This is a genomic window from Pseudomonas sp. CYM-20-01 (assembly GCF_023169845.1).
Classification (GTDB): Bacteria; Pseudomonadota; Gammaproteobacteria; order Pseudomonadales; family Pseudomonadaceae; genus Aquipseudomonas; species Aquipseudomonas azotoformans.
The window spans coordinates 5,697,221-5,721,919 of sequence record NZ_AP025169.1; the positions used below are offsets into that span (position 1 = coordinate 5,697,221).

At 61.9% G+C, this 24,699-nt stretch carries 23 protein-coding genes; 10 read left to right on the top strand and 13 right to left on the bottom strand.

Annotated features, from left to right (window positions below):
* Nucleotides 1-105: 105 nt before the first annotated feature.
* The 6 genes from M2497_RS25865 to ffh all read right to left on the bottom strand — a co-directional run bounded on the left by M2497_RS25865 (nucleotide 106) and on the right by ffh (nucleotide 4,174).
* Nucleotides 106-519, bottom strand: coding sequence for an acyl-CoA thioesterase (locus M2497_RS25865; protein WP_003193963.1), 414 nt, complete (start codon nucleotides 517-519; stop codon nucleotides 106-108).
* A gap of 82 nt (nucleotides 520-601) precedes the next feature.
* A complete protein-coding gene (gene rplS, locus M2497_RS25870) occupies nucleotides 602-952 on the bottom strand; it encodes a 50S ribosomal protein L19 (RefSeq protein ID WP_003175895.1) in 351 nt (116 codons plus the stop codon).
* A 45-nt stretch (nucleotides 953-997) separates the two neighbouring features.
* Entirely contained in the window at nucleotides 998-1,771 is a 774-nt protein-coding gene (trmD, locus tag M2497_RS25875) for a tRNA (guanosine(37)-N1)-methyltransferase TrmD (protein WP_248484137.1), read from the bottom strand.
* Nucleotides 1,753-2,289, bottom strand: coding sequence for a ribosome maturation factor RimM (rimM, locus tag M2497_RS25880; protein WP_053135622.1), 537 nt, complete (start codon nucleotides 2,287-2,289; stop codon nucleotides 1,753-1,755). The genes trmD and rimM overlap by 19 nt, the downstream gene beginning before the upstream one ends.
* A gap of 5 nt (nucleotides 2,290-2,294) precedes the next feature.
* A complete protein-coding gene (rpsP, locus tag M2497_RS25885; RefSeq protein WP_003175899.1) occupies nucleotides 2,295-2,546 on the bottom strand; it encodes a 30S ribosomal protein S16 in 252 nt (83 codons plus the stop codon).
* Between the two features lie 251 nt (nucleotides 2,547-2,797).
* Entirely contained in the window at nucleotides 2,798-4,174 is a 1,377-nt protein-coding gene (gene ffh / locus M2497_RS25890; protein ID WP_003193965.1) for a signal recognition particle protein, read from the bottom strand.
* A 229-nt stretch (nucleotides 4,175-4,403) separates the two neighbouring features.
* On the opposite strand from ffh, the gene ccsA reads away from it, so the two are divergent.
* The 3 genes from ccsA (at nucleotide 4,404) to M2497_RS25905 (ending at nucleotide 8,100) form a co-directional block, all read left to right on the top strand.
* A complete protein-coding gene (gene ccsA / locus M2497_RS25895) occupies nucleotides 4,404-5,207 on the top strand; it encodes a cytochrome c biogenesis protein CcsA (protein WP_170856094.1) in 804 nt (267 codons plus the stop codon).
* A gap of 12 nt (nucleotides 5,208-5,219) precedes the next feature.
* Nucleotides 5,220-6,458, top strand: coding sequence for a transporter associated domain-containing protein (locus M2497_RS25900; RefSeq protein WP_248484139.1), 1,239 nt, complete (start codon nucleotides 5,220-5,222; stop codon nucleotides 6,456-6,458).
* Nucleotides 6,459-6,786: 328 nt separating this feature from the next.
* A complete protein-coding gene (locus M2497_RS25905; RefSeq protein ID WP_248484141.1) occupies nucleotides 6,787-8,100 on the top strand; it encodes an MFS transporter in 1,314 nt (437 codons plus the stop codon).
* Between the two features lie 103 nt (nucleotides 8,101-8,203).
* Here M2497_RS25905 and purT read toward each other — a convergent pair whose 3' ends face one another.
* The 5 genes from purT to M2497_RS25930 form a co-directional block, all read right to left on the bottom strand.
* Entirely contained in the window at nucleotides 8,204-9,385 is a 1,182-nt protein-coding gene (gene purT, locus M2497_RS25910; protein WP_065939222.1) for a formate-dependent phosphoribosylglycinamide formyltransferase, read from the bottom strand.
* Between the two features lie 69 nt (nucleotides 9,386-9,454).
* Nucleotides 9,455-9,922 carry a VUT family protein gene (locus tag M2497_RS25915; protein ID WP_015885703.1) on the bottom strand — a complete coding sequence of 156 codons (468 nt, stop codon included), beginning with the start codon at nucleotides 9,920-9,922 and terminating at the stop codon, nucleotides 9,455-9,457.
* Nucleotides 9,923-10,081: 159 nt separating this feature from the next.
* The gene (locus M2497_RS25920) at nucleotides 10,082-10,297 is read right to left on the bottom strand and encodes a DUF1289 domain-containing protein (protein ID WP_248484143.1); all 216 of its coding nucleotides are present in this window, start codon (nucleotides 10,295-10,297) and stop codon (nucleotides 10,082-10,084) included.
* Nucleotides 10,294-10,818 (bottom strand): gamma carbonic anhydrase family protein, encoded by a 525-nt coding sequence (locus M2497_RS25925; RefSeq protein WP_028617818.1) that lies wholly within the window; start codon nucleotides 10,816-10,818, stop codon nucleotides 10,294-10,296. Before M2497_RS25925 ends, M2497_RS25920 begins: the two co-directional genes overlap by 4 nt.
* 36 nt (nucleotides 10,819-10,854) lie before the next feature.
* Nucleotides 10,855-11,457, bottom strand: a complete 603-nt coding sequence (locus M2497_RS25930; protein ID WP_248484145.1) for a CoA pyrophosphatase — start codon at nucleotides 11,455-11,457, stop codon at nucleotides 10,855-10,857.
* A gap of 146 nt (nucleotides 11,458-11,603) precedes the next feature.
* Here M2497_RS25930 and M2497_RS25935 point away from each other — a divergent pair, with 146 nt between their 5' ends.
* The 7 genes from M2497_RS25935 (at nucleotide 11,604) to nagE (ending at nucleotide 20,089) form a co-directional block, all read left to right on the top strand.
* The gene (locus M2497_RS25935) at nucleotides 11,604-12,152 is read left to right on the top strand and encodes an NUDIX hydrolase (RefSeq protein ID WP_248484147.1); all 549 of its coding nucleotides are present in this window, start codon (nucleotides 11,604-11,606) and stop codon (nucleotides 12,150-12,152) included.
* 17 nt (nucleotides 12,153-12,169) lie between these two features.
* Complete coding sequence (locus M2497_RS25940) at nucleotides 12,170-12,673, top strand: L,D-transpeptidase family protein (protein WP_179028730.1); 504 nt, start codon at nucleotides 12,170-12,172, stop codon at nucleotides 12,671-12,673.
* 263 nt (nucleotides 12,674-12,936) lie between these two features.
* Nucleotides 12,937-13,695 (top strand): GntR family transcriptional regulator, encoded by a 759-nt coding sequence (locus M2497_RS25945; protein WP_248484149.1) that lies wholly within the window; start codon nucleotides 12,937-12,939, stop codon nucleotides 13,693-13,695.
* Nucleotides 13,696-13,705: 10 nt separating this feature from the next.
* Entirely contained in the window at nucleotides 13,706-14,812 is a 1,107-nt protein-coding gene (nagA, locus tag M2497_RS25950) for an N-acetylglucosamine-6-phosphate deacetylase (protein ID WP_248484151.1), read from the top strand.
* A complete protein-coding gene (locus M2497_RS25955; protein ID WP_248484153.1) occupies nucleotides 14,793-15,815 on the top strand; it encodes an SIS domain-containing protein in 1,023 nt (340 codons plus the stop codon). Before nagA ends, M2497_RS25955 begins: the two co-directional genes overlap by 20 nt.
* A gap of 29 nt (nucleotides 15,816-15,844) precedes the next feature.
* Complete coding sequence (gene ptsP / locus M2497_RS25960) at nucleotides 15,845-18,355, top strand: phosphoenolpyruvate--protein phosphotransferase (RefSeq protein WP_248484155.1); 2,511 nt, start codon at nucleotides 15,845-15,847, stop codon at nucleotides 18,353-18,355.
* Between the two features lie 27 nt (nucleotides 18,356-18,382).
* Nucleotides 18,383-20,089 (top strand): N-acetylglucosamine-specific PTS transporter subunit IIBC, encoded by a 1,707-nt coding sequence (nagE, locus tag M2497_RS25965; RefSeq protein WP_248484158.1) that lies wholly within the window; start codon nucleotides 18,383-18,385, stop codon nucleotides 20,087-20,089.
* A gap of 163 nt (nucleotides 20,090-20,252) precedes the next feature.
* On the opposite strand, the gene M2497_RS25970 is transcribed toward nagE, so the two are convergent.
* Together M2497_RS25970 and purL are read right to left on the bottom strand one after the other, a co-directional pair.
* The gene (locus M2497_RS25970) at nucleotides 20,253-20,564 is read right to left on the bottom strand and encodes a YqfO family protein (RefSeq protein WP_248484160.1); all 312 of its coding nucleotides are present in this window, start codon (nucleotides 20,562-20,564) and stop codon (nucleotides 20,253-20,255) included.
* Nucleotides 20,565-20,568: 4 nt separating this feature from the next.
* Nucleotides 20,569-24,465 (bottom strand): phosphoribosylformylglycinamidine synthase, encoded by a 3,897-nt coding sequence (gene purL / locus M2497_RS25975; RefSeq protein WP_248484162.1) that lies wholly within the window; start codon nucleotides 24,463-24,465, stop codon nucleotides 20,569-20,571.
* Nucleotides 24,466-24,699 lie beyond the last annotated feature (234 nt).

A 24,699-nucleotide genomic window follows, 5' to 3' on the forward strand; every position in this document is an offset into this window, starting at 1 on the left:
AGGTGTTGTCAGCGACATCCTATCGCGGGCAAGCCCCCTCCCACAGAGGAATGCGTTCCAAATGTGGGAGGGGGCTTGCCCCCGATGGCCGCGACTCGATCTGAATCAGTCTACAAATCCAGGCAGCACCGGTACCGGGCGCTTGTCTGCATCAATGGCCACAAAACTGAACACACCCTGGATCGCCTTTTCGCGACCATCGGCACTCATGCTCTCGACGAACACTTCCACCTCGACCTTGAGGCTGGTGTTGCCGACCTTGATCACACGGCCGATCAGCTCGACGATGGAACCCGCCGGGATGGCGTGATTGAAATCGATACGGTCGGTAGAGACGGTCACCAGCGGCAACCGGCAAAAACGCGTGGCCGTGATGAACGACACTTCATCCATCCACGCCAAGGCGGTGCCACCGAACAAGGTGTTGTGGTGGTTGGTGGTCGGCGGGAACACAGCCTTGGTCACGTGGGTGACGGACAGGTCGGTGCGACGCTGGATTTCTTCAAGACGGGTGGTCATGGACAAATACCGGGAAAGGGACAAATTTCAGGCACAAAAAAGCAGCCCGTAGGCTGCTTTTTTCTGCATCGGGAAGCTGGACTTAAGCCAGTTTTTCCTTGATGCGAGCTGCTTTACCGGACAGGTCACGCAGGTAGTACAGCTTGGCTTTACGTACGTCACCGCGACGCTTGACGGCCATGCTGTCGATTTGCGGGCTGTAGGTCTGGAAAGTACGCTCTACGCCAACACCGTTGGAGATTTTACGAACAGTGAAAGCACTGTTCACACCACGGTTACGCTTGGCGATTACCACGCCTTCGAACGCTTGCAGACGCGAACGGTCGCCTTCCTTCACTTTCACCTGAACGACAATGGTGTCGCCCGGGGCAAAGGTAGGGATCTCTTTGGTCATCTGCTCTGCTTCGAGTGCAAGGATGATTTTGTTAGTCATGCTGTGCTCCTAAGGTAAGTCAATGGACCTACCATCGATACGTTGTTAACTATCGTCCCGCGCGAGGATGTATTCCTCGAGCAGCTTCTTCTCTTCTCCAGAAAGCGAGCGGCTTTCCAGAAGATCGGCGCGTCGTTCATAGGTCCGACCAAGGGACTGCTGTAAACGCCAACGCCGGATGTGTGCGTGATTGCCACTTAGCAATACGTCGGGAACACGCTGATCCGCATACACCTCCGGTCGGGTGTAGTGCGGGCAATCCAGCAAACCATCCGTGAAGGAATCTTCCTCCGCGGAGTCCGCATGCCCTAAAGCTCCAGGCAGCAGTCGTGTAACCGCATCTATCAGGACCATCGCTGGCAGCTCGCCGCCAGACAGGACATAGTCCCCAATCGACCACTCTTCATCGACATGAGCTTCAATAAAACGCTCGTCAATGCCTTCATAGCGACCGGCAATCAGGATCAGTGCTTCCTCATTCGCCAGTTCGCGGACCCCAGCCTGTTTCAGCTGACGGCCTTGAGGGGACAGGTAAATCACCTTCGCCTTCTCCCCGGCAGCGACCTTGGCCTGAACCAACGCGTCTTCCAGGGGCTTGATCTTCATCACCATGCCCGGGCCACCGCCAAATGGGCGATCGTCCACAGTGTGATGTCGATCCGTCGTGTAGTCTCGCGGATTCCAACAGGTAAGCTGCAACAGCCCCTGTTTCACCGCCCGACTGGTGATGCCGTACTCGCTGATGGCGGAAAACATCTCGGGAAACAAACTGATCACTTCAATGCGCAAATTAGCCACGCTTAGAAGTCCGCGTCCCATTCCACCTTCATCTCGCCCGCTGCCAGGTCGACGGCCAACACGCATTGCTCGGTATAGGGCAACAGGCGTTCGCGATCATCCAGGCTGCCAGCGCAAGGCTTGACCACCATTACATCATTGGCGCCGGTTTCCAGAAGATGATCGATTTTCCCGAACAGTTGCCCGAGTTGATCAATAACCTTCAGACCTTCCAGCTGGTACCAGTAGTACTCGCCGTCGGTCAATTCAGGGAACAGGTTGCGCGGCACGCAGATCTCATAACCGGCCAGAAGACGAGCTTCTTCACGATCATCAAGACCCTTGAGCTTTGCGACCAGGAACTTGTCGCTCCCGCGTCCACTGACCAGCTCGACCTGTTTCACACTACCCTCGCGCTTGAGCGTCCAGGTTTTGTACTGCAACAGGTTTTCAGTCGGATCAGTAAAGGAATACACCTTCACTTCGCCGCGAACGCCATGAACCGAGTAAATCTTGCCGATAACGATCAAATCATCAGCAACAGCTGGCGTCGCGTTCATATTGCTCAGGCTGCGGCCTTAGCCGAGTCCTTCAACAGTTTTGCAACGCGCTCGGATGGCTGTGCACCCACGCTCAGCCAGTAGGCTACGCGCTCTTGGTTCACGGACAGACGAACTTCTTGACCACGAGCAACAGGGTTGAAGAAACCAACCTGTTCCTTGTGCGAACCGTCGCGCGGGTTGCGGCTGTCGGTTACGGTCAAGTGGTAAAACGGGCGCTTTTTGGAGCCGCCAAGGGCAAGACGGATTGTTAGCATGTGAACATCGTTCCTGTAGTCGGTGCTGCAAATCTAAATGCACAGCGGGCATAGGTGCCCGAAAGGCCGCATATTCTAAGGAATATCCGGACTTTTGCAAATGTCTTTTTCTGGCGCCTATCAGCGTGCCATTCAGATCTGCTATAGAGCCGTCGGTTAAAACGGCGAGTCAGCGCCCGCCAACGGCGGGTTTGCTGGAGATCCCACATCCCTGTGGGTCGGAGCAGGAGCTGGGCTCCCGCTCGAATTCTTTACATCTTGGGCATGCCACCGCCGGGCAACATACCGCCCATGCCGCGCATCATCTTGGCCATACCGCCCTTGGCGGAGAATTTCTTCATCATCTTCTGCATCTGCTTGTGTTGCTTGATCAAGCGACCGATGTCCTGCACCTGGGTGCCGGAACCCATGGCGATCCGACGCTTGCGCGAACCGCTGATCAGCTCAGGGTCGCGGCGCTCGGCCGGGGTCATGGAGTTGATGATGGCTTCCATCTGCTTGAACTGCTTCTCTGCCGCGCCCTGGGCATTGCCCATCTGCGCCAGGTTCACACCGCCGATGTTCGGCAGCTTGTCCATCAGGCCGCCGAGGCCGCCCATGTTCTTCATCTGTTGCAGCTGGTCGCGGAAGTCTTCGAGGTCGAAGCCCTTGCCCTTCTTCAGCTTTTTAGCAAGCTTGTCGGCCTTGTCTTTGTCGAGGGTAGCTTCGGCCTGCTCGATCAGGCTGAGCACGTCGCCCATGCCGAGGATGCGCGAGGCGATACGCTCGGGATGGAACGGTTCGAGCGCTTCGCTCTTCTCGCCCATACCGATGAACTTGATCGGCTTGCCGGTGATGGCACGTACCGACAGCGCGGCACCGCCACGGGCATCGCCGTCGACCTTGGTCAGGATCACGCCGGTCAGCGGCAGTGCGTCGCCGAAGGCCTTGGCGGTGTTGGCCGCGTCCTGGCCGGTCATGGCGTCGACCACGAACAGCGTCTCGACCGGGTTGATCGCGGCATGCAGCGCCTTGATCTCGCCCATCATCTCTTCGTCGATGTGCAGGCGACCGGCGGTATCGACGATGACCACGTCGATGAACTTGAGCTTGGCTTCTTTAATGGCAGCGTTGGCGATGTCGACTGGCTTCTGGCTCAGGTCGGACGGGAAGAAGGTCACGCCCACTTCGCCCGCGAGCATTTCCAGCTGCTTGATAGCGGCCGGACGGTACACGTCGGCCGACACCACCATCACGGACTTCTTCTTGCGCTCTTTAAGGAAGCGCGCCAGCTTGCCGGCGGTGGTGGTCTTACCCGCACCTTGCAGACCCGCCATCAAGACGACAGCCGGCGGCACCGCACTGAGGTTCAAGTCTTCGTTGGCCGCGCCCATCAGGCTTTCGAGTTCGGCCTGGACAATCTTCACGAACGCCTGGCCCGGGGTCAGGCTGCGGGACACTTCGGTGCCCACCGCGCGCTCTTTGACCGAGTTGACGAAGTCCTTCACCACCGGCAAGGCCACGTCGGCTTCCAGCAACGCCATGCGCACTTCACGCAGGGTGTCTTTAATATTGTCCTCGGTCAGCTTGGCCTTGCCGGTAACGTGGCGCAGCGTCTGCGAGAGACGGTCAGTCAGATTTTCAAACATGCGCGATCCTTTCAGGCCCTATTCATAGACCGAGGTAATGGCGGCCCAGGCTGTGGTAAATCGCTATTAAAAACAGCGCTCGGCGAGCCTGCGGCGTGGGCAGGTCGCGGATTATAGCGAAGACTGCGCCCATGCACACCCGCTGTCTGGCCCGGGAGTCTTTCGTGTTGCGCGGGGGTATGCCAAACTCAGCGCCTTTCGGGCTTGCCTAACAGGATTTATGCTCCCTTTGTCACCCAGTTTGCTACCCAGCCTCGCCGCCGCCATCTTGTACGCCGCTGCGACCGTCTATCAGGGCACTCGTCTGGCCCAGGGCACCAAGGCGGACAAACGCCTGTTGGTAGGCCTTGGTGTCCTCGCCTTGCTCGCCCATGCGGCCAGCCTGTTCACGCACTTGATGACGCCGGTCGGCCTGGCCCTGGACTTTTTCAGCGCCGCCAGCCTGATCGCGGCGGCCGTCATCGCGCTGACCCTGATGGCCTGTTACCGGATCCCGGTCGAAAACCTGCTGGTGCTGCTCTTCCCGCTGGGCATGCTGACTGTGCTGCTGGCGCAATTCGCGCCTACCGGTACGGTGCCGGTGATCGATGAAGAGCCGGGCATCCTCGCGCACATCCTGCTGTCGATCCTGGCCTATGGCATGTTCACCATCGCGGTGTTCCAGGCCCTGCTCCTGCTGCTGCAGGACCACCAGCTCAAGCACAAGCATCCGTCCGGGCTGATCAAGAACTTCCCGCCACTGCAAACCATGGAAAGCCTGCTGTTCGGTTTCCTGTGGGCCGGCTGGACCTTGCTCTCGCTGTCGCTGATCTCCGGCTGGCTGTTCTTCGAAAACCTGTTCGCCCAGCACCTGGTGCACAAGACCCTGCTGGCCTGCCTGGCCTGGATCGTGTTCAGCGTCCTGCTGTGGGGCCGCAACCGCCTCGGCTGGCGCGGGCACAAGGCGATCCGCTGGACCCTGGCCGGGTTCTGCCTGCTGATGCTGGCCTATTTCGGCAGCAAGCTGGTTCGCGAATACATCCTGCATATCTGACGGGCGGCGATCATGGACAACTTGCCCCTGGAGCCGATGCTCGCGGTAATCGCCCTGCTGGTGTTATGGGCCGCTCTGTTTACCGCCATCGAAGCCGCCCAGCAACATTTGCTGGCACTGCGCCCCGGTACACGCCAGGGCGACAAGGCGGCCACCCGCCTGAGCTTTCCGCGCAACAGCCTGATCCTGTGCAACAGCCTGTGTCGCGCCGCCGTGGTTATCCTGTGCACGCTGCTAGCCATTTACGCCTGGGCGCAGAACGGGCCGTGGCTCGGCTGGCTGATCTCCTGCGCGATCCTGCTGATTCTGGCCGATTACCTGCCCCGCGCCCTGGCCACCCGCTATCCACAAGCGGTACTGGGCTTTGGCAATACGCTGCTGGGCGTGCCACTGAAAATCGTCTACCCCCTGGCCTGGCTGCTCAACGCTATCAGTCTGTTGCTGCTGCGCCCGTTCGCGCGCAAGACCGGCATGGTGAAGAAAAGCGACGAACCGCTGCCTGACCATGATGACGAGCCCGAACCCGAGGTCGCAGAGGGGCGCACCCCCGGCATGCCGGGCATCCATGCTCTGGACAACATCACCGTCAACGACATCCTGGTGCCCCGCAGCGAGGTAGACGGCATCAACCTGGATGACGACATCGAGGAGATCATCGAGCAACTGCGCACCTCCCAGCGCACGCGCCTGCCGGTGTTCCACAGTGATATCAACCAGGTCGAAGCCGTACTCAACACGCGGCAGATCCAGCACCTGTTGCCCGACGCCAGCCTGACCAAAGAGGCCTTGCTCGCCGCCTGCCACGAGCCCTACTTCGTCCCGGAAAGCACCCCGCTGCAACTGCAACTGCTGAACTTCCACAAACAGCAGCGTCGCCTGGGCATGGTGGTGGATGAATACGGCGAAGTACTCGGCATCGTGACCCTGGAAGACATTCTCGAAGAAATCGTCGGTGAGTTCGAAAGCGAACAGAGTGCGGACAACCCGCATATCGAAGCGCAACCGGATGGCCGCTACATCATCGACGGCGCCGCCTCGATCCGCGAACTGAACAAGAGCCTCAACTGGCACCTGCCCAGCGACGGCCCCAAGACCCTCAATGGCCTGGTGACCGAAGCGCTGGAGACCATTCCGGATTGCGCGGTGTGCCTGAAAATAGGCCGCTACCGCCTGGAAATCCTCGAGACCGAGGACAACCGGGTGAGCAAGGTGCTGATCTGGCATACCAGCCGGATGCCGGTCGCCGCTTAATTCGTAATCAAATAATGTGGGAGGGGGCTTGCCCCCGATGGCCGAGTGTCAGTCACCGCATCAAGTGGCTATACACAGCTATCGGGGGCAAGCCCTCTCCCACATTTTGACTTGTTGTATGTTCAAACCCCTTCCTATAATCGGGACGGCTTACCAGAGCCCTGCCCGACCGCGTGCTACCCGCACTGAACGCGTCCAGGCACCGTTAAACCGCGTCTGACCGGTGTTCGCTCCCATCCCGAGCCGCCCCGCGCGCTACCCTGATCCATGGGAGTTCGACCAATAATAATCCGCGTCCAAACGCGCAATGACCGTCAGGGATACCACCATGAGCACCACCTACAACGAGGCCGCGCCCGCCGCTGCCCCGACCAACTCGACCGCACGTGTCGCCACGGCGAGCATCGTCGGCACCGCCATCGAGTTCTACGATTTCTATATCTACGCCACGGCCGCTGCGCTGGTGATCGGCCCGGTGTTCTTCCCGCAGACTTCCGGCACCGCGCAGATGCTGGCGTCGTTCCTGACCTTCGGTATCGCCTTCATCGCCCGCCCACTGGGGTCGGCGCTGTTCGGTCACTTTGGCGACCGTATCGGGCGCAAATCGACCCTGGTGGCCTCGCTGCTGCTGATGGGCGTGTGCACCACGCTGATCGGTTTGTTGCCCGGTTATGACAGCATCGGGGCGTGGGCGCCGATCCTGTTGTGCGTACTGCGCTTCGGCCAGGGCCTGGGCCTTGGCGGTGAATGGGGCGGCGCAGCGCTGCTGGCGACCGAGAACGCTCCCAAAGGCAAACGCGCCTGGTTCGGCATGTTCCCGCAACTAGGGCCTTCAATCGGCTTCCTGGCGGCCAACGGTTTGTTCCTGATCCTGGCCATGAGCCTGAGTGACGAACAGTTCCGCAGTTGGGGCTGGCGCATCCCGTTCATCCTCAGCGCGGCGCTGGTGATGGTGGGCCTGTACGCACGATTGAAGCTGCACGAGACGCCGGTGTTCGCCAACGCCGTCGCCAAGCAAGCGCCGGTCAAAGTGCCGTTGGTGGAACTGTTCAGCCAGCATTGGCTGCCGGTGTTGCTGGGCGCTGCGTCAATGGTGGTGTGCTATGCGTTGTTTTACATCACTACTGCGTTTTCCCTGAGTTATGGCGTTTCAACCCTGGGCTACAGCCGCGAAACCTTCCTCGGCCTGCTGTGCTTTGCGGTGCTGTTCATGGGGCTGGCGACGCCATTGGCAGCGTTGGCCAGTGATCGTTACGGACGCAAACCGGTGCTGATCGTCGGCGCGATCCTGGCGATTCTGTCGGGCTTTACCATGGAGCCATTGCTCACCCACGGTTCGACCTGGGCGGTGGCGCTGTTCCTGGCGCTGGAGCTGTTCCTGATGGGCGTGACGTTCGCCCCGATGGGCGCGCTGTTGCCGGAACTGTTCCCGACACGCGTGCGTTATACCGGCGCTTCGGCGGCGTATAACCTGGGGGGAATTGTGGGGGCATCCGCCGCACCGTTCTTCGCGACCAAACTGGTGGCGATGGGTGGGCTGAGTTATGTCGGTGGGTATGTGTCGGCGGCGGCGTTGCTCAGCTTGATTGCTGTGCTGTGCCTGAAAGAGACGCGGGATAATGATTTGAATCGCGTGGGCTGATAGACCGCTATCGGGGGCAAGCCCCCTCCCACATTTGAATGTATTCACAAATCTAACTCTGTGAACTGGATCAAGTGTGGGAGGGGGCTTGCCCCCGATGCTTTTAGAGCTCTACCACCACTGCCTGGGAAGCACGGGTCGCCTTGGCCCGGGCCGCTTCAATCGACTCATCCCGCGCCAACGCCACGCCCATGCGGCGCTGGCCATTCACTTCCGGTTTGCCGAACAGGCGCAGGGCGGTATCAGGCTCGCTCAACGCGGCGCCCAGGTTGGCGAACGCCGTCTGGGTCGACTGCCCTTCCACCAGGATCACCGCCGAGGCCGAAGGGCCGAACTGACGGATCAACGGGATCGGCAGGCCCAGGATCGCACGAGCATGCAGTGCGAACTGCGACAGGTCCTGGGAAATCAGGGTCACCAAACCGGTGTCATGCGGGCGTGGCGACACTTCGCTGAACCACACCTGATCACCCTTGATGAACAACTCCACGCCAAACAGGCCGCGGCCACCCAGGGCCTCGGTAACCGCCTTGGCAACGCGCTCGGATTCGGCCAGGGCAATCGGGCTCATGGCCTGTGGCTGCCAGGATTCCTGGTAGTCGCCCTTCTCCTGACGGTGGCCGACTGGCGCGCAGAAGGTGGTGCCGCCGATGTGGCGCACGGTCAGCAGGGTGATTTCGTAGTCGAAGTCGATAAAGCCTTCGATGATCACACGGCCTTTACCTGCACGGCCGCCTTCCTGGGCGTAGTCCCAGGCTTTCTGCACGTCATCGACGCTGCGCAGCAGGCTCTGGCCCTTGCCCGACGAACTCATCACCGGCTTGACCACGCACGGGAAGCCCAGGTCCTGCACAGCCTTGCTGTAGTCTTCGAAGGTATCGGCGAAGTGGTACGGCGAGGTCGGCAGGTCCAGCTCTTCGGCGGCCAGGCGGCGGATGCCTTCGCGGTTCATGGTCAGCGAGGTGGCGCGCGCGGTCGGGATTACGGTGAAGCCTTCGGCTTCCAATTCCACCAGGGTGGCGGTGGCGATGGCTTCGATTTCCGGCACGATGAAGTGCGGTTTTTCCGCCTCAATCACCGCACGCAGCGCGGCGCCGTCGAGCATGTTGATCACGTGGCTACGGTGCGCAACCTGCATGGCCGGCGCGTTGGCGTAGCGATCCACGGCAATCACTTCAACGCCCAGGCGCTGCAGTTCGATTACCACTTCCTTGCCCAGCTCACCGCAGCCACACAGCAAAACGCGGGTCGCGGTTGGCGACAATGGAGTTCCGATTCGGGTCATCTCAGGTCCTCAGGGGAGCGGATCATTGGGAGAAAGGCCGGCATTTTACATGAACTGCAGGAATTGGCCTCAGTTGGCGACGGCCCGCTTGCGGATACGCCAGGCCATGATCAGCCACACCACCGTGACCCCGGCGAACTTCGACACCAGCGCAGTTCCCGCCACCGCCGGGGTAAGCGCGCCGATCAGGCCGAAGAAGATAAAGGTGTCGAGGGGAATGCTCAGCGCCGAACTGATCCACAGGCGGTCGTGCAGCGGACGCTTGGTGATGCTGAACACCAGCCAGTCGATACACTCGGACACTGCGAAGGCCGTGGCGCTGGCGAGGGCGATGGCCGGGTCGGACGTGACGTACGACAGCACCAGCGCGGCCAGCATGGCGATGATTGCGCCATGGCCGAAGCGGGTTTGCACCATGTCGCGCAGGATAAAGACCAGGCCACCCCAGGCGGACCAGATGACATCCAGGTGCGGGGCGGTGGAGAAGGCGAAGTTGATCAGCACGACGCTGCTGATGTAGGCGATCAGGAAGAGCATGGGAGTGGACCTGTGAACAAGGGGCACAGGGTACTTCACATTTTGAAATATGTCGTCTGGGTGGACCCTATCGGGGGCAAGCCCCCTCCCACAGTTGACCGAGGTGTCATGGCCGGCGCCGAACAATGTGGGAGGGGGCTTGCCCCCGATAGCGGCGGTTCAGACACCGGATTTGCCAGGCATCATCCACACCAACCCACTCGCCAGCGCCCGCTCATGACACAGCCCCAGCACCACCCGGCGCTCGGCATTATCCATGCGGCTCCAGCGCGTAATCTCATCCACCGTACGCTGGCAGCCCGTGCAGATATCGTCATCGTCCAGCGCGCAAATACTCACGCAAGGCGACGCAACAGGACGTTCAATCGGGTTCATTCTTCCTGCTCGACCAGGTCCCGCGCATAACGCTGCGAGTTATGCACATAGTGCGCGGCGCTGGCTTCGAGCATGCGTTTCTGCGCGTCGGTCAGTTCACGCACCACCTTGCCCGGCGAGCCCATTACCAGCGAACCATCGGGAATTTCCTTGCCTTCACCGATCAGCGAATTGGCGCCGATGATGCAGTGCTTGCCGATCTTGGCGCCGTTGAGGATCACCGCATTGATGCCGATCAGGCTGTAATCGTCCACCGTGCAACCGTGCAACATGGCGTTATGGCCGATGGTCACGCCGGTGCCCAGCGTCAGCGGGTAGCCCATGTCGGTGTGCATCACGCTGCCGTCCTGCACGTTACTGTTCTTGCCGATCAGGATCAGTTCGTTGTCGCCACGCAACACCGCGTTGAACCACACGTTGGCGCCCTCCTCCAGCTTGACCTTGCCCACCAGGGTGGCATTCGGCGCTACCCAGCTGTGTGGATGAGTCTCGACGCGGGCGTCGCCCAGGCGGTATTTCATGGTTTTTCCTCACGGCGTTGCCATTCAAACGATGGCTTAGATATTGATGAAACTCTTGGGCGGTTGATGCAGGCTGATCTTGGCGTCGTCATAGAGCAGATTGATCAGCTCGACGATCATGATCGCCGTCAGCCCCCAGATCTTGTATTCGCCAAACCGATAGCTGGGCACGTACCAACTGCGGCCCTGGTAATCGATCCGGTGGGTATGTTCGCGTGGGTCCTGTCGGAAGAAGTCCAAGGGCACGCTGAAAACCGCGGCAATCTCCGCATCGTTGGCCAGGTATTCGACGTAATCAGGGATCACGCCGACATACGGCGTGACCCGAATGCCATGCAGGGAGATCAAGGGGCTCAGCGGGCCGATGACTTCGACCAGGCCGGGTGGCAGACCGATCTCTTCTTCCGCTTCACGTAGCGCGGTGAAGATCAGGTCCGGGTCTTCGGGGTCGCGGCGTCCACCGGGAAAGGCCACTTCGCCACCATGGGTCGACAGGCCGCTGGCGCGCAGGGTCAGGATCAGCTCAGGTTCGTCACTGCGGGTAATCGGCACCAGCACCGCGGCCTCGGGGAAACGCCCGTCGGCTTCAAGCAGGTGGGGGGTGTGGTTGCTTACCCGGCGAAGTAGCTCGTCCAGCATGAGTCATCTCGGTCTGTTGGCTACCTTGCATCATGCACCAAAGCGTACGGGCGCCCAACCCCAAAACCCGCCCGGTGTCGCTAAACGACAACTTGCAGCGCCCTGCCCGTCACGCCAAGATAGACGCACTTTCCAGGAACCCCAGCATGAATTTCTGCAGCCAGTGCGGCAAACCGGTTACCCAACGCATCCCCGAAGGCGACGGCCGCCTGCGCTTTGTGTGTGATCACTGCTCGACCATCCACTACCAGAACCCCAATATCGTCGCCGGCACCGTGCCGGTATGGGGCGATAAAGTGCTGCTGTGCCGCCGCGCCATCGAGCCGCGCCTGGGTTACTGGACCCTGCCCGCCGGCTTCATGGAAAACGGCGAGACGGTCGAACAGGCCGCCGCTCGCGAAACCCTGGAAGAAGCCTGCGCCCGCGTGCACAACCTGAGCATCTACACGCTGATCGACGTGCCGCATATCAACCAGGTGCATATCTTCTACCGTGCCGACCTGGTGGACCTGGACTACGCCGCAGGCCCCGAAAGCCTTGAAGTGCAGCTATTCGACGAAGCCGACATCCCTTGGTCCGAGCTGGCGTTCCGCACGGTCGGGCGTACCCTCGAATACTATTTCGCTGACCGTCGGCAGCAGGCCTTCCCGGTGCGCAGCGAGGCCGTAGAGCCGCGGGTGTTGCCCGCTCCATGACCAGGGATACCGTTTTAATGCGTTGGCTGCTTGCGCTTATCTGCCTGTCGTTCGCGACCCTGTCATCAGCCTCGACCGTGGAAACCCTGGGCGGCAAGACCGTCGAAAAGGTCCTGGTGCTCAAGTCCGCCCATCAGTTGCAGTTGATCAACGACGGCAAGCCGCTCAAGACCTACCGCATTTCCCTGGGCAAGAACCCCAAGGGCCACAAGCTGATCGAGGGTGACCGCCGCACGCCAGAGGGGCTCTACTGGATCGACTGGCGCAAGACCAGCGACCGCTTCAACCTGGCCATGCACATCTCCTACCCGAATATCAGCGACGCCGCCCGCGCCCGCCGCGAAGGCGTGAAACCCGGCAGCATGATCATGATCCACGGCACCCCCGATACCGAGGAATACCCGGAGCAGTGGTTCCACACCCTGGACTGGACCGACGGCTGCATCGGCATGCGCAACGTGGATATGCGTGAAGTCTGGAACCTGGTCAAGGACGGCACACTGATCGAGATTCGTCCGTAATCTCGTACCGTTCGTAAAATAATTCAAAAAAAATTCCCATCCCAGCCTGCGCCCGCCGGTGAATACCAGTTCATCCCCGCGGGCTGCGCCGTTCTGCGCGCGATAAAGACCTCTCTAATACCACTTGATACCAGGCCCCATTGCAGGGCCCTTAAATCAATGAACGCACTGTTTTCGCTGCATTGACATGGTATTTAAGTGGTATTAATTTCCGGCCAATACCGGGCGACAACACTCCAATAACCGCATCGGAAACCTGACAGATGAATCCCATCCTGGCCCTGCGCCCCGACGACAAACAATCCACGCCGCTGTACCTGCAATTGGCGCGCAAACTGGAAGCAGCGATCCATGCCGGCCAGTGGACGTCCGAACAAGCCCTGCCATCGGAACGCGTACTCAGCGAGCAACTGAGCATTTCGCGAGTCACCGCTCGCAAGGCGCTGGAAGTGTTGTTTGCCCAAGGGCTGATCCGCCGCAACCAAGGCTCCGGCACTTACATTTCGCCACGCCTGGAGCAGCCGCTGTCGCGCCTGTCGGGGTTCAGCGAGATGCTGCGACTCAAGGGTTTTGTGCCCAGCTCCCAATGGCTGGAGCGTGAACTGACCCAGCCGACCCACGAAGAGATGATCCGCCTGGGCCTGTCGCCCGCCGACAAAGTGGCACGCCTCAAGCGCTTGCGTAAGGCGGACGACACGGTGATGGCGATTGAAATGAGCACCCTGCCCGCCTTGGTGCTGCCGCAGCCCCAAGCCATCGGTCATTCGCTGTACGAATACCTGGAAGGCATCGGCAAACCGGTGGTGCGTGCCCTGCAGCATATCCAGGCGATCAACGCCTCCGACGAGTTCGCCAAGCTGGTCGGCATCGCCCCCGGTACCGCCATGCTGCTGATGACCCGGGTCGGCTACACCGCCGACAACACGCCGATTGAAATCACCGACACCTACTGCCGCAACGACTACTACGACTTCGTCGCAGAGCTGCGCCGCCATGACTATTCCGCTGAACTGCGAATTTAGAGAACTGCCCATGTCCGAAGACAACATCCTCACGCCCAACGGCTGGATTCGCGGCCGCCTGGTGCACGAGCACGGCAAGGTGGTCGCCATCGAAGGCGACCCCTGCGACCCGGCTGACAACGACCGGCCCTACCTGCTGCCAGGTTTTATCGACCTGCACGTCCACGGCGGTGGTGGCAAAGACATCATGCAAGGCGTTGAAGCCTTCGAGACCATCACCCGCACCCATGTGCGTTTTGGTACGACTTCTCTACTGGCTACGACCATGACGGCGCCGGTAGATGAAATCTCCAGCGTACTCGGCCAGCTCGGCACCTTCTGCGAACAGCGTCCGACGGGCAGCGCCCGCGTACTGGGTGTGCACCTGGAAGGGCCCTACATCAATCCGGGAAAACTCGGCGCCCAACCCAACTTCGCCCACACCGCATTGATGGCCGAAGTGGAAGCCTACCTGCGCCTGGCGCCGATCCGTGTAATCACCATCGCCCCGGAAATCGCCGGCCACGATGCCCTGATCCGCGCCCTCAGTGAACGCGGCGTGCGCATGCAGATAGGCCACACCCTGGGCAGCTACGAAGAAGGCGTCGCCGCCCTCGCTGCCGGCGCCACCAGCTTCACCCATTTGTACAACGCCATGAGCCCGCTGCATCACCGCGAGCCAGGCATCGTCGGCGCCGCGCTGGCCCACGCCAAGTACGCCGAATTGATCCCGGACCTGCTGCATGTGCACCCCGGCGCCATGCGCGTGGCTTTGCGCTCGATCCCGTGCCTGTACTGCGTCACCGACTCCACCGCCGCCGCCGGCATGCCCGATGGTGAATACAAGCTGGGCAGCCACACCGTGACCAAATGCCTGGGCGGCGTGCGCCTGGCCGACGGCACCCTGGCCGGCAGCACGCTGACCATGGACCAGGCGCTGCGCAACCTGGTGAAGATCGGCCTGCCCATCAGCGAAGCCTCACAACGCCTGTCGCAATTTCCTGCGGACTACCTGGGCCTGGAAGAACGCGGCCGCCTGCAACCCGGCAGCTTTGCCGACTGCGTACGCCTGGACCGCTCCCTGACACTCACCGACGTAATGGTCGAAGGAGAAACCATTGACTTCAAAAATGCTTGAAGAGGCCCTGGCCTCCTGCGACGCCGTGTCGGCGCAATTGCAACGCCTGGACCCGCTGCTGGAAGACGTCGCCGGGCGCCTGCGCCGTCAGCCACCGCAAGTGGCGATGACCATCGCCCGGGGCAGCTCCGACCACGCCGCCAGCTACTTCGCCTACCTGGCCATGCAACACGTGGGCATTCCGGTGGCGTCGCTGCCGATGTCGGTGGTGACCCTGCTGCAAGCCCCGTTGAAAGTCAGCGGCCAAGTGGCGTTCGGTTTCTCGCAGTCGGGGCAAAGCCCGGACCTGGTCAACAGCTTGCGCCTGCTGCGCAAACGCGGCGCCCTGAGCATTTCGCTGGTCAACGCCGAAGACTCGCCGCTGGAAGCCGCCTGTGAATTCCATGTGCCGCTGTGCGCCGGGACGGAGCAAAGCGTTGCCGCCACCAAAAGTTTTATCGCCACCCTGAGTGCCAGCGCGCTGCTGATCGGCCACTGGAACCAGGAAGCCGATTTGCTCCAAGCCTGTCGCGCCTTGCCGGACGAACTGCGTGCCGCCGCCAAGCAGGACTGGACGGTCGCCATCGACGCCCTGCGCGGCTGCCAGCAATTGATGGTGATCGGTCGCGGCGCCGGTTTTGCCATCGCCCAGGAAGCCGCGCTCAAGCTCAAGGAAACCTCGGCGATCCAGGCCGAAGCCTTCAGCAGCGCCGAAGTGCGCCACGGCCCGATGGCCTTGATTGGCGATAACTACCCCCTGCTGGTGTTCGCCCCGCGTGGCGCCGAGCAGGCTGGCCTGTTGAGCCTGGCCGCCGACATGCGCCAACGCGGTGCCCGCGTGTTGCTGGCCGCGCCGGACGACATCGCCGAGCGCGACCTGACCCTGAGCCGCGCCGAACACCCGAGTTTGGACCCGATCCTGGCCATCCAAAGCTTTTACGTCATGGCCGCTGGCCTGGCTGAAGCCCGGGGCATGGACCCGGACCAGCCGCGTCACCTGAGCAAAGTTACCCGCACTCACTGAGTCGCGTTTTCCTGATGAGTACCGTGCCCATGTCCAACAACAATAATGACCTGACCCTCAGCGCCCCCCTCAGCGGGCCGGTGCTGGCCCTGGGCAATGTTCCCGACGAAGTATTCGCCAGCGGCGCCATGGGCGACGGCATTGCCATCGACCCGTTGAACGATTGCCTGCATGCGCCATGTGACGGGGTGATCATCCACGTCGCCCGCACCGGGCATGCGCTGACGATCCGTGCCGATAACGGTGCCGAAGTGTTGATGCATGTGGGCATCGATACAGTGGAACTGAACGGCGAAGGCTTTGCCTTGCTGGTCAAGGACGGCGCGCGCGTTAGCAAGGGCCAGGCATTGGTGCAGTTCGATCTGGACCGCATTGCGCGCCAGTGCAAGAGCCTGGTGAGCCTGATCATCCTGACCAATGGCGAGCGCTTCGAGTTGCGCTCGGTGGCGGCTAAAACGGTCAAGGTCGGCGAGCCGTTGTTGCAGATTGTCGCGCGTTTGGCCGCGTCGGTTTCGGCGTCTGTGGATAACTCGGCGGGTGAAGCCAGCGCCAGCGTACGCATCACCCATCGTGGTGGTTTGCATGCCCGCCCGGCGGCGTTGGTGCGCAAGGCTGCGCAGGGTTTCAGCAGTCAGGCCTCGCTGCACTTCGGCGATAAAACCGCCTCGTGTGACAGCCTGATCGGTTTGCTGGGCCTGGGGATTGGCGAAGGCGATGAGGTGCGTGTGAGCTGTCGCGGCAAGGATGCCGAGGCGGCGATGCAGGCGGTGGTCGCGGCCTTGTCAGCCGTGATCAACGAAGAACACCACGCCCCAGTCGTCGCCGCGCCCCGTCGGGTCAATACCGAGGTCGGTGTATTGCAAGGCGTGTGTGCCGCACCGGGCCTGGTCTGCGGGCCGCTGTTTCGCCTGACCGGTATCGAACTGCCGGCAGACACCGGCAAGCATGCTGCCGACGAACAACTGCAACGCCTGGACGCCGCCCTGGAGCAGGTGCGCAGCGAAATCCGCAGCACCCTGGAGCACGCCCGCCAGCGCAAGAACGTTGAAGAAGAAGACATCTTCGCCGCCCACCTTGCCCTGCTGGAAGACCCGACCCTGCTGGACGCCGCCACCGCCGCCATCGAGCACGGCAGCGCCGCCACTCATGCCTGGCGCGATGCGATCCAGGCGCAATGCGCCGTGTTGCTGGCGTTGGGCAAACCGCTGTTTGCCGAACGCGCCAACGACCTGCGCGACCTGCAACAACGGGTACTGCGCGCACTGCTTGGCGAAGCCTGGCACTTCGAATTGCCCGCAGGGGCGATTGTCAGCGCTCACGAACTGACCCCGTCCGACCTGCTGCAACTGAGCGCGCAAAACGCCGCCGGCATCTGCATGGCCGAAGGCGGCGCCACTTCCCATGTGGCTATTTTGGCCCGTGGTAAAGGCTTGCCCTGTGTGGTCGCGCTGGGCGCCGAAGTACTCGACGTGCCCCAAGGCCAACGGGTGGTGCTGGACGCCGCCAACGGCCGCCTGGAACTAGCCCCCAACGACGCGCGCCATGCCGAAGTCCACCAGATTCGCGACGCGCAAAAACTGCGACGCCAGCAGCAACAAGCGCAGGCCCAACAACCGGCGCGTACCACCGATGGCGTGGGCATCGAAGTCGCGGCGAATGTCGCCTCCAGTGCCGAAGCCCAGGTGGCATTTGAAAACGGTGCCGATGGCGTCGGCCTGCTGCGCACCGAATTTCTTTTCGTCGACCGCCGCACCGCGCCGGATGAGCAGGAACAACGCCAGGCCTACCAGGCCGTGCTGGACGCCATGGGCGACAAGTCGGTGATCATCCGCACCATCGACGTAGGTGGCGACAAGCAGCTCGACTACCTGCCGCTGCCGGTCGAGGCCAACCCGGTGCTGGGCCTGCGCGGTATCCGCATGGCCCAGGTACGCCCGGAACTGCTCGACCAGCAACTGCGGGCGCTGCTGCAAGTCAGCCCGCTGGAACGCTGCCGCATCCTGCTGCCGATGGTCAGCGAAGTGGATGAACTGCTGCAGATCCGCCAACGCCTGGATGAGTTGTGCGCCGAGCTGGAACTGACCCAGCGCCCCGAACTGGGCGTGATGATCGAAGTGCCCGCCGCGGCATTGATGGCCGAGCAACTGGCCAGGCACGCGGACTTTTTATCCATCGGCACTAATGACCTGTCCCAGTACACCCTGGCCATGGACCGCGACCACGCCGGCCTCGCCGCCCGCGTCGATGCGCTGCACCCGGCGTTGCTGAGGCTGATCGCCCAGACCTGCGCCGGGGCAGCCAAACACGGGCGCTGGGTCGGCGTGTGCGGTGCCCTCGCTTCCGATCCGCTGGCCACGCCGGTACTGGTCGGCCTGGGTGTCAGCGAACTGTCGGTGAGCCCGCCGCAGATCGGAGAAATCAAGGACCGCGTCCGCCACCTGGACGCGGCGCAATGCCGGCAACTGAGCCAGGGCCTGCTCGACCTGAGCAGCGCCAAGGCCGTTCGCCAAGCCTGTCAACACCACTGGCCGCTGAGCTGACAACAACAAGAAAAAAGGAGACTCGCCATGTACCAACATTTCATCGAAGGCCTGCAACGCCTGGGCCGTGCACTGATGCTGCCGATCGCGATCCTGCCGATCGCCGGCCTGTTGCTGCGCCTGGGCGACACCGATCTTTTGAACATCGCGGTGATGCACGACGCCGGGCAGGCGATCTTCGCCAATCTGGCGCTGATCTTCGCCATCGGCATTGCCGTGGGCTTCGCCCGAGACAACAACGGCACGGCGGGTCTCGCCGGGGCGATTGGTTACCTGGTGATGGTTTCCACGCTCAAGGTGATGGACTCGACCATCAACATGGGCATGCTTGCCGGTATCGCCAGTGGTTTGATGGCAGGCGCGCTGTATAACCGCTTCAAGGACATCAAGCTGCCGGAGTACCTGGCGTTTTTTGGTGGACGACGGTTCGTACCGATTGTCACGGGGTTCTCGGCGGTCGCGCTGGGTGTGATCTTCGGCCTGATCTGGCCGCCGATCCAGCATGGCATCAACAGCTTCGGCGTGTTGCTGATGGAGAGCGGCAGCCTGGGCGCCTTCGTGTTTGGCGTGTTCAACCGCCTGCTGATCGTCACCGGTCTGCACCACATCCTCAACAATATGGCGTGGTTCGTGTTTGGCACCTTCACCGACCCGGTGACCGGTGCCGTGGTGACCGGCGACCTGACCCGTTATTTTGCTGGCGACCCCAAAGGCGGCCAGTTCATGACCGGCATGTTCCCGGTGATGCTGTTCGGGCTGCCAGCGGCGTGTCTGGCGATGTACCGCAATGCGCTGCCGGAACGGCGCAAAGTGATGGGAGGGATTTTCCTGTCGATGGCGCTGACGTCGTTTCTGACCGGGGTGACCGAGCCGATTGAATTCGCCTTCATGTTCCTCGCGCCGTTTTTGTACCTGATCCATGCGGTGCTGACCGGCCTGTCGATGGCGGTCACTAATCTGCTGAATATCCACCTCGGGTTTACCTTCTCCGGTGGGTTTATCGACATGGTGCTGGGTTGGGGCAAGTCCACCAACGGCTGGCTGGTGTTCCCGGTGGGGTTGGCGTATGCGCTGATCTACTACAGCGTGTTCAACTACTGCATTCGCAAGTTCAACCTGAAGACGCCGGGGCGGGAAGATATCCAGGTGGTGCAGGCTGAGGTGATGACGGATAACCAGCGCGCCAGTGCCTATATTCGTGCGCTCGGGGGTGCGGCGAACCTGCTGAGCGTGGGTGCGTGCACTACCCGTCTGCGCCTGGACATGGTTGATCGCAACCAAGCGGTGGATGCGGAGCTGAAAGCACTGGGCGCCATGGCCGTGGTTCGGCCGGGTAACGGCGGGAGTTTGCAGGTGGTGGTTGGGCCGATGGCGGATAGCATTGCTGATGAAATCCGGCTGGCCATGCCTTCGTTTGTTGCCAGCGCGCCGGTGAAGGTTTCCCCTGTGGATAAGCCGGTGGCGGTGAATGTGCAGGAGGCCGAGAAGTGGCTGAGTGCGTTGGGTGGCCAAGCGAATGTGCGGCAGTTGGAAGCGGTGGCGATGACCCGCTTGCGCGTGGAGTTGGGAGATGATTCGGGGCTGTCTGAAGCTCAGCTCACTGCGCTCGGTTGCCAAGGTATGAGTCAGCTTGAGAGCGGTGTTTGGCACCTGTTGATTGGTGACAAGGCTTCCGGGTTGGGTGAGGCGTTGGAGCGGTTGGTCAGTGGTCGAGAGGTCGGCGCCAGGGTTTAGAGATGCAGTGGCTGTTCTCGCCTCATCGGGGGCAAGCCCCCTCCCACAGTTGACCGCATTGCCAAGGTGGGAGGGGGCTTGCCCCCGATGAGGCCCTGACAGACAACAAAAAACCCGCTGACCAAACTGGCCCAGCGGGTTTCTTGTTTTTGCAGCATGCGAATCAAAAGTCCGCCAACTGCCACACCTCATAGGCCGGTGTCTCATACGGGTGGCTGAGTTTCAAAGCAGCCACAACAGCCACAATCAACTCATCCGCCACCACCAACTCCACCTTCCACTCTTCAACCCCTTCAACCTGGCCCACCTGTCCGATGAACGGCTGGCTGCCGTCCAACGCGCGGAATTGGCCCTGGCCCAGCACTTGCCAGGCGCAGCTGTCGTAGTTGCCGATGCGCCCGCCGCCGGCGGCAAAGACGGCGATCTTCACCGTCTCCACATGGCTGTCGGGCACAAAGAAGGCGAGCTTGTACACCGTCTTAGTTCACCCACACGCGGGCGTTACGGAACATGCGCATCCAGGCGCCGTCTTCGTTCCACTCTTCCGGGCGCCACGAGTTTTGCACGGCGCGGAATACACGCTCCGGGTGCGGCATCATGATGGTCACGCGACCGTCGCGGCTGGTGAGGCCGGTGATCCCGCGCGGCGAGCCGTTCGGGTTGGCCGGGTAGGTCTCGGTGACCTTGCCATGGTTGTCGACGAAACGCATGGCCACGCAACCGGACAGGTCGGCTTCCAATAAAGCTTCTTCGCTGGAAAACTCAGCGTGACCTTCACCGTGGGCGATGGCGATTGGCATGCGCGAACCGGCCATGCCTTGCAGGAAGATCGAGTTGGACTCCTGCACCTGCACCATGGCGACACGGGCTTCGAACTGCTCGGAACGGTTGCGCACGAAGTGCGGCCAGAACTCGCTGCCCGGGATCAGCTCGCTGAGGTTGGACATCATCTGGCAACCGTTGCACACACCCAGGGTGAAGCTGTCGTTGCGCTCGAAGAAACCCTGGAACGCATCACGCGCACGGCTGTTGAACAGGGCCGATTTGGCCCAGCCTTCACCGGCACCCAGCACGTCGCCGTAGGAGAAACCGCCGCAGGCCACCAGGCCTTTGAACTCGTTGAGGTCAACGCGACCGGCGAGGATGTCGCTCATGTGCACGTCGATCGCATTGAAGCCGGCACGGTCGAACGCGGCCGCCATTTCCACCTGGCCGTTGACGCCCTGCTCACGCAGTACGGCAACCTGTGGGCGAATGCCTTTCTTGATGTAAGGCGCGGCGATGTCCTGGTTGACGTCGAAGCTGAGCTTGGTGCTCAGGCCCGGGTTGTCTTCTTCCAGGATCACGTCGAATTCCTGCTCGGCGCAATCGGCGTTGTCACGCAGGCGTTGGATCTGGTAGCTGGTCTCGGCCCACTGGCGTTGCAGCAAGCGGCGCTGACCGGCAAAAACAGTATCGCCGTTGAAGGAGATGTTGATCTCGCCGTTGTTGATCGGCTGGCCGATCACCGCCACGCAGTCGTCCAGGCCGGCGGCGCTGAACTGTGCAAGTACGTCCGGGGTAGCGTCCTGGCGCACCTGGATCACCGCGCCCAACTCTTCGTTGAACAGGATGCCGTTGATCTCGGCCGCATCCTCGGCAACGCTGTCGAGCACAATGTTCAGGCCGCAGTGACCGGCGAAGGCCATTTCGACGACGCTGGTCAGCAGACCACCATCGGAACGGTCGTGGTAAGCCAGCAGGTGGCCGTCGGCATTGAGGCCCTGGATCACGGCGAAGAACGCCTTGAGGTCTTCGGCGTCATCGACGTCCGGTGCCTGTTTGCCGAGCTTGCCATGGGTCTGCGCCAGGATCGAAGCGCCCATGCGGTTCTGGCCACGGCCCAGGTCGATCAGGATCAGGTCGGTGGTGCCCTTGTCCATGCGCAGTTGCGGGGTCAGGGTCTGGCGGATGTCGGTGACCGGTGCAAAACCGGTGACGATCAGCGACAGCGGCGAGGTGACTGTCTTGTCGACGCCGTCTTCGTTCCAACGGGTGGCCATGGACATGGAGTCCTTGCCCACCGGAATGGTGATACCCAGCTCAGGGCACAGCTCCATGCCGACCGCCTTGACGGTGTCGTACAGGCGCGCATCTTCACCCGGGTGGCCGGCTGCGGACATCCAGTTGGCCGACAACTTGATGTCGGACAGCTTACCGATGCGCGATGCGGCGATGTTGGTGAGGGTTTCACCAATGGCCATGCGGCCCGACGCCGGAGCGTCGAGCAGGGCCAGCGGGGTACGCTCGCCCATGGCCATGGCTTCACCGGTGTAGACGTCGAAGCTGGTAGCGGTGACGGCAACGTCGGCCACCGGAACCTGCCACGGGCCGACCATTTGGTCACGGGCCACCAGGCCGGTGATGGTACGGTCGCCGATGGTGATCAGGAAGCTCTTGCTCGCCACGGCCGGGTGGTGCAGCACGCGTTCGATGCTGTCGGCCAGTTCCAGCGTGCTTGGGTCGAAATCATCGCCCAGCTCGGCTTCACGCACAGCGGAACGGTGCATGCGCGGGGCTTTGCCCAGCAGCACTTCGAGCGGCATGTCCACCGGGCTGTTGCCGAAGTGGCTGTCGGTGACCGTCAGTTGCGGCTCGGCAGTGGCTTCGCCGACCACGGCGAACGGGCAGCGCTCACGCTCGCAGATGGCTTGGAAGCGCGCGAAGTCTTCTGCGCCAACCGCCAGCACGTAGCGTTCCTGGGATTCGTTGCTCCAGATTTCGTGCGGGGCCATGCCCGGCTCGTCGTTTGGAATATTGCGCAATTCGAAGCGGCCACCGCGGTCGCCATCGTTGACCAGTTCCGGGAAGGCGTTGGACAAACCGCCCGCGCCGACGTCATGGATGAAGCTGATCGGGTTCTTGTCACCCAACTGCCAGCAACGGTCGATGACTTCCTGGCAGCGACGCTCCATTTCTGGGTTTTCGCGCTGTACCGAAGCGAAGTCCAGGTCTGCCGAGCTGGTGCCGGTGGCCATGGAGGAAGCGGCGCCGCCACCGAGGCCGATCAGCATTGCCGGGCCGCCGAGCACGATCAGCTTGGAGCCGACCAGGATCTCGCCTTTCTTGACGTGTTCTTCACGGATGTTGCCCATGCCGCCGGCCAACATGATCGGCTTGTGGTAACCGCGCACTTCATCGCCACGCGGGGTGGTGATGGACTGCTCGAACGTACGGAAGTAACCGGTCAGGGCCGGACGCCCGAATTCGTTGTTGAACGCAGCGCCGCCCAGTGGGCCTTCGATCATGATGTCGAGCGCGGTGACGATGCGCTCAGGCTTGCCGTACGGCACTTCCCACGGCTGTTCGAAGCCCGGGATCTGCAGGTTGGAGACGGTGAAACCGGTCAGGCCCGCCTTGGGCTTGGCGCCACGGCCGGTGGCGCCTTCGTCGCGGATTTCGCCGCCGGAACCGGTGGCTGCGCCCGGGAACGGGGCAATCGCAGTCGGGTGGTTGTGGGTCTCGACCTTCATCAGGATGTGCACCGGCTCCTGCACCGCGCCGTACTGGCGGGTCTCAGGGTCCGGGAAGAAACGGCCGGCGACGGAGCCGACGATCACCGAGGCGTTGTCCTTATAAGCAGAAAGAACACCTTCGCTGTGCATCACGTAGGTGTTCTTGATCATGCCGAACAGGCTTTTTTCCTGGCTTTCGCCGTCGATGTCCCAACTGGCGTTGAAGATCTTGTGACGGCAGTGCTCGGAGTTGGCCTGGGCAAACATCATCAGTTCGATGTCGTGCGGGTTGCGCTTCAAGCCGTTGAAGGCATTGACCAGGTAGTCGATCTCGTCTTCGGCCAGGGCCAGGCCCAGTTCGGTGTTGGCCTTCTCGAGGGCGGCACGGCCACCACCGATCACGTCAATCGCGGTCAGCGGCCTGGCGAGAGCGTGGCTAAACAGGCCGGCAGCCTGTTCCAGCTGGCTGACGATGATCTGGGTCATGCGGTCATGCAGGCTGCTGGCGATCAGCTCGGCCTCGGCATCGCTGAACTGGCCGGCGACATAGAAAGCGATACCACGCTCCAGGCGCTGGATTTTCTCCAGGCCGCAGTTGCGGGCGATATCGCTGGCCTTGCTCGACCAAGGCGAGATGGTGCCGAACCGTGGCAGAACCAGGAACAAGCGGCCAGTCGGCTCTTGAACGGGAACGCTTGGGCCGTACTTCAGAAGGCGTGCGAGCACTTGCTGTTCGTCGGCGGTCAATACGCCGGTAACGTCGGCGAAGTGAGCAAATTCAGCGTACAGGCCTGTAACAGCTGGAACCTTCTGGCTCAGTTGCTCAAGGAGTTTGCTGTGGCGAAAGGCAGAAAGGGCAGGAGCGCCGCGCAGGATCAACATCTTCGGGACAGCCTCGGGAAGGGGGTGTGCTTTGAGGCCGTGCATTCTAGCGTAAACCGCCGCCAACGGCACCCGAAACGCTACCGGTGGCTGCCGCCGAACGTCAGTTGGCCGGATTACACCCCTTTCGCGGGGTCATAGGGGGCATTCGGCGCAGTTATTTTAACCGTCACAATCCCTCGCCAAGCCGCGTTTCTGCGGGTTGCAGCACAGTTTTGCCAGCGCTAGCAGACA